Genomic DNA, 6,680 nt, shown 5'->3' on the forward strand with positions numbered 1-6,680 from the left:
GCGAGGCCTTGCGCGAGGTCCCGGCTGCCGCGGGGCACGGGGAACGAGCGTCCCTCTGCTGTTGCTTTGAGGCTTTCCGCCGGGAAGACAGCATCCGGAATCTTCTCCCATATGGGACGCGGTGCTCTGTGCTGAGTACCGAGCGGTGAGTCCGCGGCATGGACGCGGCTAGTGCGACGGCACTCGCGGGAATGTCGTCCACGTCCGCGCGGCGACAGCTCGTCTGCGTCTGGATGTCCAGCACGAAATCACTCCCCAAAGCCGTGTTTGCCCGCCATCCGGCGAATCGGATTCGGAATCTGCCGCCTATCCTGTCGGACATTTGAGCGACTATCAACGGGGGCTGAATTACCGGTAATTCACGCTCTAATAATTGGGGCTCAGTCGCTTCCGTCTGATGCCCGCACGTGCATTACGCTGCAGAACGGAGCCCATTGCCGAATTCTCCGTACCGGCTGAAAGGCCCGACGCCGGAAGGCGCTGGGCTCACCAACGGCCCCAGCCCAGGAGCGCTGGATGCCGGATACTGGCCGGCGGGGGCCAGGACGTCTCCGCGACGCAGCACCGCGGCCCTGGCCCGCCACCGCGCCTCACCGGTGTCGGAAGTGGAGAGTCGCCCGGCTACTTCGGGCCGCTCACCACAGCATCGCGTTCATCGTCGCGGAGAGGCGGGCCGAGCAAGAGTTCCTGTTTCCGTCCGATGAGCATGGGCCACAGCATGCCCACGGAGAAGAGCCTGGCCGGAGAGCGTTCCATGCTCATGACGTCCAAGAGAGCGCCGAGAGCGCGGGGGTTGGCGGCGCCGGTCTTCACGCACTTGTCGACGTAGCGGGCGAGGAGCCGCTGAGCGAGGGTGGGCGGGGTGTCGGTGGCGTCGGGATACAGGGCGTCCTGCCCGATGGCGAGCTCCCAGGCGGCGCCTACGGGACGGGCTGCGGCACGCTGCAGGCGTCTGGCGGTGCCGTGAGCGGTGAGGCTGGCGGAGCGCAGGACGTCACGGACCGCGACCGCACATTGTGCGGCGACGGTGAGGCCGTGCCCGTAAACGGGGTTATAGCCGGCGATGGCGTCGCCGAGGACGATAAATCCGTCGGGCCAGCGGGGCATCTTCTCGAAGTAATGGCGCCGGTTGGCCGTGCTGCGGCTGGTCACGACGCCGCCGTCAGGTTCGGCTTCTTTCAGCAGTTCCCCGATGATGGGGTCGCCGAGGCTGAGTGCGAAATCGATGAAAGAGTCCGCGTCCCCGGAGGGTTCACCGCCCCGGGTACCGGAGAGGGTGACGATCCACCCATTCTCGACGGGAAGGATGATGCCGCCCTGACCGGGGGCCTTTGCAGGATTAGCCTGGACGTTGACGAGCGGAAATCGCATCGAGGAGGTTCTGCCCGGGGATTTGAAGCGGCGGGTCGCGTAGGCGACGCCCGCATCCACCTCCCGCACCTCGGTTGCGGGCAGATCGAGTTCCTCGAGCCAGGCGGGAGCCCGGGAACCCCGTCCGGAAGCATCGACGACCAGGTCGGCATGCAGGACGACCTCGGCGGCAGCGTTCTTGACGCGGATGCCGGTGACCGCGTTGGCGTCGCCCTCGAGGCCGAGTGCCCGGGTGCCCTGGAGGAGTTGTACCCGGGGGTCGAGCAGGACGCGCTCTCGTAGGACGTGGTCGAAGAGCGAGCGTGAGCACACCAGGTTGCGGTGGTGGGTGGAGGTGTACCGGCGGAACCACACCTCGGTGGGCGCACGGCTGACCATGCCCCCCATGATGGGGACGAGGCGGGCGCCGCTGGCCACGGCCTCGTCGACCAGGCCGGGCAGCAGGTCGTTGACGGCGGCGACGCCGCCGCTCCAGACGAGATGGGCGTGGCTGGCCTGCGGGACACCGCGGCGGGGCTGGGGGCCCTGCGGCATGGTGTCGCAGTCGATGAGGGTGACGTCGGTGAACTCGGCGAGGGCGGCCGCGGCGAAGAGCCCGGCGGCGCTGGCGCCGATGACGACCGCAGTGGGCCGCCTGGCGGAAGGCCTGTCAGGCATGTGCTGTCACGCTTTCTACGCTGGTCACCTTCTGGCGGATGCTGCTGACGGTGCGAGGGTGGAGCAGCGCCCACGAGATGGACACGATGTGGTCTGTGATCTCCGGGCCGATCTGCGGGGGCTGATCGCCGGCTGCGCGTGAGGTGCCGTGGCTGTAGTCGATGAGGGCGGCGCGGAGTGCGATCGCGCCGGCAAGTCCGCGGGCTTTCGTGTCTTTGTGCCGGATGGATGCGGCCTGGTAGGCGCGTTCGTAAAGGCTGTGGTCAAAGGAGGGCGCGAGTGCGATGACGCCGTCGAGTACGCGCTGGCGTCGCTCCAGCAGCCGCAGGTCGAGCGGGTCCCATCGGCGCACGCGTGCCCGTGTCAGCGCCGGGGTGGTCCGGCGGATACGCCGCTCCAGCGGGCTCAGGACCCAGTACGTCACCTGATCGCGGGGCCAGGTCTCCAGAAAGGGGACGGCGACGGGAATCAGGAAGCCGAGGCCCACCAGGCTGGCGCCGAGGATCGCGAACGGCGGTGCAATGTCGACGCTCAGGGTGTCCCAGTTCGTGCCGGACCATCTGGCGCCGATCGCGACCAGTTTGGCGACATCGAAACCGATACCGAATGCGTAGCCGACCATCAGGCAGACGAGTCCGGTTTTCAGCGAGCGGCGGGAGACCTCGGAGATCCACGTCCAGATCATCCAGACCGCGACGAGGGTCGAGGCCAGGTAGGCGAGCAGGTACAGCACGATGTGCTCGCGCATCCAGGGGGTGTTGGCGTAGTAGGTGTCGAGGTCGTAGATGCGCTCGGTGGAGACATCGGCCATCAGGAACGTGCCCCACAGGGCCGCGATGATCGCAGCGTGGACGGCCCAGACCAATCGGATCCGGCGCTGCCTCCTGTCGGACGGGTCCTCACGCCAGGTGATGATCATGGCCATGCAGGCGCCGCAGAACGACATGAGGAGGCTGTACGTCCAGGGCGCCGCAAAGTTCGGCACACCGGTCACCGTGTTGATCTTATGCAGGCTCACCGGTGCCACGCTGACGAAGACACCGGACGCCGCGAGCATGACGAACCACGTCACGCGTAACTCGTGAGTGCGCCAGGACCGTACGAAGGCCGACGATTTCAGGACGAGGGCCGCGATGAGAATCGTGGTGGGCAGAGCGTACAGGTGCAGGTCAGATATGTCCATTACCGGATGCGCCCGCCCCGGTTCCCCAGGAGGGAGAGGTTGATGCGGCCTTCCCTCGTGGCCGAGCTGGTGGGCCCCTGAGCGTAGGGGCCCACCATTAACTCGCGGGCTCTCTGACCGAAGAGGAGCCCGAAGGTCTCGGCGTCTTCTTCGCGGATGTCGGCCGAGTCGGAACGCGCCGCCGTGGCACGAACGCCCTCTCGTGGAAGGCCTGTTGCCTTCAGGACGTGGTCCACGGCCCGCTGCAGCGTGTCGAGCCTGTCATGGTCAGTAAGGCCGCGGGCTGCTGCCTGCAGGCCCGATGCGTGTTCGCAGTGACTGTCCCGCTGGTAAACGTGCCACAGCTCGTGTCCGATGATGACGAGCTTGGCCTCGTCGACCGCGCGCTCCTCGACGACGATGATCTCGTTGCCGTCTGCGAACTCCAGTCGCAGGCCGGAGATGGGCGCGTCCGGGGGAAAGATCTGGAAAACGAGACGGATGCGGCGTCCACACGTGCCGGACATCGCGCGGCAGAAGGCCTCCATGAGGTCTACCGGCTTCGCCGGCTGATCGACCAGGGAACTGACGTCCTCGCTCAGCGTGGCGAGGAGGGACTTCATGGCGCTCCGGGTGGCCATTAGTCGCTCTCCTCGGACGGAGCACGGAGGCCGCTGAGGATGCCGCCCAGCAGGTTTCTGAACTGAGGCTTCGTCATGGATCCGTACTGCCTCAGGTCCGCGGTGACGAGCCCGAACTCCCGCATGACCGCGTCCAGGGGGTCTTCCGCCGGATCCTCGAGTTCCTGGATGCGTGCGTCGAGGAACCTGTTGAGGGCGTCCTCCGCGGAGGCGGTGAAGAACCGCTCGTCCCCTTCCACGCCGAAGTAGTCCGACAGATGGTGGAGGGCATCCACGTTGGGAGTCTTCTTCCCCTCGACCACCTGACGGGCCCAGGCGGGCGAGACCTCAAGGCGTTCCGCCACCTCGGCGACCAGCACGGTCTTGTCTCGTGGTGTGCCGGCCCGGGCGTCGGCAAGCGTCTTGATGCGCGCGCACACGCGGTCGTTGACCGTGTCGGTCGGCGGGGTACCTCCGTCGATGAGGAGGCGGACGGTGTCCACCGGCAGGGCCATCTTCTGCGCCAGGGCCAGCGGATTAAGCTCGGCCGACCTGTCGAGGCCCTGTGCCGATATGAGCGCTTCGAAGTGCTGAAGAGTCTCGGGCAGAGGCTTCCTCACCGATGAACTCCCGGGTTGTCGGCGGTAGATCCTGTCGGCACCGCACTGTACGGGCTCCCCACCTCCTGAGGCAACGATCGTTTTCCCACAAGAAACGCACGATCGTTACTTGTCGAGAAACGATCGTTGACAGTGGCACTTGCCCCGTAGCAAGATCCCGGCAGCGGAACCGGCACGTCCGGCCCGCCGCGCCCCCCGGTCGCGGGCGGACGCGCACTTCCCAGAAGTCTACGGAAGCACCGAACCCTCCCCTAAGGGGCTGAAATTGACATATGCATGACTTTGTGGGCGGGATGCAGTGTGCGGTGCGACCCCTCGGCGCGGGCGATGCGCTGCCCGTCATCAACTGGCCTTCTACTGGGACACGTTCCTTCGACTTTTCCATCACTCCCGGCGACACACCCAACAGGTCCGTCCAACGAGCCACGAGCGTGGCCCATTCGGCACTTCCCGGTCTGCTCCGCAGGCGGGAGTACGCGGCCCAGGTGGGGTCCGACGTCCAGGCCGTACTCGCCGAGCTCATCGATGTCACCGCTCGACGCCGGGTCGGCGCCGTACTGGAGGCCGCACTGTCCTGCGACGGAGCGCACATCAGGCTGACCGTCGGGCACATGAACCGCCTCCTGCCCGGCCCGTCGTCGAAGCCAGGCCTGTACGTAGTGCACGACCTCGCCGACCACGTGGGGCAGTACCTCGACGCCGCGGGCGGGAGAGTCACATGGGCCGCAGTCCCGGCGTGAGCACGGCCTTCCGCCCTGCTGACGCCAGAGTCGCGCGCATACGCATCGGACGAAGCTCCCCCGGACTCCTCGCCGCGCAGTGCACACCCACCAGCGCAGCCACACCGGCGGAGACTGCCCAAGGCCCTGTCCCTGCTCTCCAGCGGGTCAGGCTGAGCAGCCCGAGGGGCCGGCGACCGCACCGGGCGCTGACAGTCCGCCCGCAACTGGCGTTCAATACCGCCGCTTTGGACAGGCCACCCACCGAGCCGGCGAGGCGCAACTATGCACCGCCACCCTGGGAAGGTGCAGCGTGATCAGCGAAAGCAGGAGGGAAGCGCTGCAGGAGCTTCTGCGTTTGAAGCGAGCGCAGATCGACCCGGTCGAGCTGGGCCTGCCGCGGCGCACCGGGCGCGGGCGCCGGCCCAAAGGGCTCTCGCAGGCCCAGGTAGCCGACGCCCTAGAGCTCTCCGAGCGCACCTACGCCGACCTCGAACGCGGCGAGGTGACGGCACCGACTGCGGAGTTCCTGGACAAGGTGGCCCGAGTGCTTCGCATGGAAGAACCGGAGCGGAGCGCCCTGTACGTCTACTCCCTGGGGCACGAACCCCCGGTGCCCATGGACCCCACAGCAGGCACGAGCGTCGCCCCGGCGTGGCTGCAAGCGGTCCGCAACGTCTCAGGCCAGCCCAGCTACGTCAGCGACGTGGCCTGGAACATCCTGGAAGCCAACGACGACTTCGTCCGGATGTTCCCCCAGCGCCCGGGCGTCCCGCCACGACTGCCCGAGCGGAACCTGATCCGCTGGATGCTGCTGCACAAGGAAGCGCGCGAACACCACCTCGTGGACTGGGAGACACACTGGGCCAAGCCGGTCGCCGCCCAGCTGCGCACCGCAGTCGCCGCCCACCCCGAGAACAGGGATATTCAGCAGCTGGACAGCGAGGTCAACGACGACGCCGTGGCGGGCCCGATCTACCGCAGGCACGACCTCGCCTACGTTCACCCGGACGGCGACACACGTCAGATGAGGCACTCCGGCTACATCGCGCCGCACGAATCAACTGACCAAAGGGACCGATGCTGTGAACGCCACTCCCCCTCGCAGCTCGGCACAGTGACGATGTGCGCAGCTCAGCCCCTGGGAAGCCCCGGAGCCCGCTTTTTCTTCCTGGTATTCCAGCCCAGCCGGTAGCTACCGCACGGAGACGTCTCACGCCGGTGCGCTGCGAGTTCTCAGAGGCGGGACTCTCAGCCTGTACGCCAGGGGAGCGCATCGCTTTCGGGCCTCACGCTGAGGTGACGGTCTGTACGGCTGGGCGGGGGAAGCCTCGCTTGATCTCACTTGGTGGTGGCGGATTCCGGGTCAGCTGGAGTGGCCGGTGGCGGCCTTCCATTCCTCGGCGGTGAGCGGCGGGCCGGTGAGCTGGGGCTTGAGGGGGCCGGCCACGGCGGCGAGGAGGACACCGGGGGCGAGGAGGACGTGGGCGCCGCGTTCCAGGGAGGAGACGTCGGTGAAGCGGCGCGCGAT

General features: G+C 67.5%; 6 protein-coding genes and 1 pseudogene. 2 read left to right on the top strand and 5 right to left on the bottom strand.

Annotated elements, in window-relative coordinates; translation table 11 throughout:
• Positions 1–621: 621 nt before the first annotated feature.
• The 4 genes from ACIP79_RS41165 to ACIP79_RS41180 all read right to left on the bottom strand — a co-directional run bounded on the left by ACIP79_RS41165 (position 622) and on the right by ACIP79_RS41180 (position 4,430).
• Positions 622–2,028, bottom strand: coding sequence for an NAD(P)/FAD-dependent oxidoreductase (locus ACIP79_RS41165; protein WP_401232786.1), 1,407 nt, complete (start codon positions 2,026–2,028; stop codon positions 622–624).
• Positions 2,021–3,100 carry a DUF6545 domain-containing protein gene (locus ACIP79_RS41170; protein WP_401232789.1) on the bottom strand — a complete coding sequence of 360 codons (1,080 nt, stop codon included), beginning with the start codon at positions 3,098–3,100 and terminating at the stop codon, positions 2,021–2,023. Before ACIP79_RS41170 ends, ACIP79_RS41165 begins: the two co-directional genes overlap by 8 nt.
• Before the next feature lie 110 nt (positions 3,101–3,210).
• On the bottom strand, positions 3,211–3,831 hold the full coding sequence (locus ACIP79_RS41175; RefSeq protein ID WP_401232792.1) for a toxin: 621 nt from the start codon (positions 3,829–3,831) through the stop codon (positions 3,211–3,213).
• Positions 3,831–4,430: a helix-turn-helix domain-containing protein gene (locus ACIP79_RS41180; RefSeq protein WP_401232795.1), complete on the bottom strand. Its 600-nt coding sequence runs from the start codon at positions 4,428–4,430 to the stop codon at positions 3,831–3,833. Before ACIP79_RS41180 ends, ACIP79_RS41175 begins: the two co-directional genes overlap by 1 nt.
• 431 nt (positions 4,431–4,861) lie before the next feature.
• Here ACIP79_RS41180 and ACIP79_RS41185 point away from each other — a divergent pair, with 431 nt between their 5' ends.
• Both ACIP79_RS41185 and ACIP79_RS41190 read left to right on the top strand, forming a co-directional pair.
• Complete coding sequence (locus ACIP79_RS41185) at positions 4,862–5,170, top strand: hypothetical protein (protein ID WP_401232798.1); 309 nt, start codon at positions 4,862–4,864, stop codon at positions 5,168–5,170.
• A 337-nt stretch (positions 5,171–5,507) separates the two neighbouring features.
• Positions 5,508–6,344: a helix-turn-helix domain-containing protein gene (locus ACIP79_RS41190; RefSeq protein ID WP_401232801.1), complete on the top strand. Its 837-nt coding sequence runs from the start codon at positions 5,508–5,510 to the stop codon at positions 6,342–6,344.
• Between the two features lie 171 nt (positions 6,345–6,515).
• Here the strand turns inward: ACIP79_RS41190 and ACIP79_RS41195 are convergent.
• Positions 6,516–6,680: pseudogene (locus tag ACIP79_RS41195) on the bottom strand (pyridine nucleotide-disulfide oxidoreductase); the annotation flags it as partial.

The sequence above is a fragment of the Streptomyces sp. NPDC088747 genome, from assembly GCF_044751025.1.
Lineage (GTDB): Bacteria > Actinomycetota > Actinomycetes > Streptomycetales > Streptomycetaceae > Streptomyces.

Coding starts and splice junctions, on each gene's coding strand:
- ACIP79_RS41165 (WP_401232786.1), bottom strand. CDS start 2,028: ATGCCTGACAGGCCTTCCGCCAGGCGGCCCACTGCGGTCGTCATCGGC.
- ACIP79_RS41175 (WP_401232792.1), bottom strand. CDS start 3,831: ATGGCCACCCGGAGCGCCATGAAGTCCCTCCTCGCCACGCTGAGCGAG.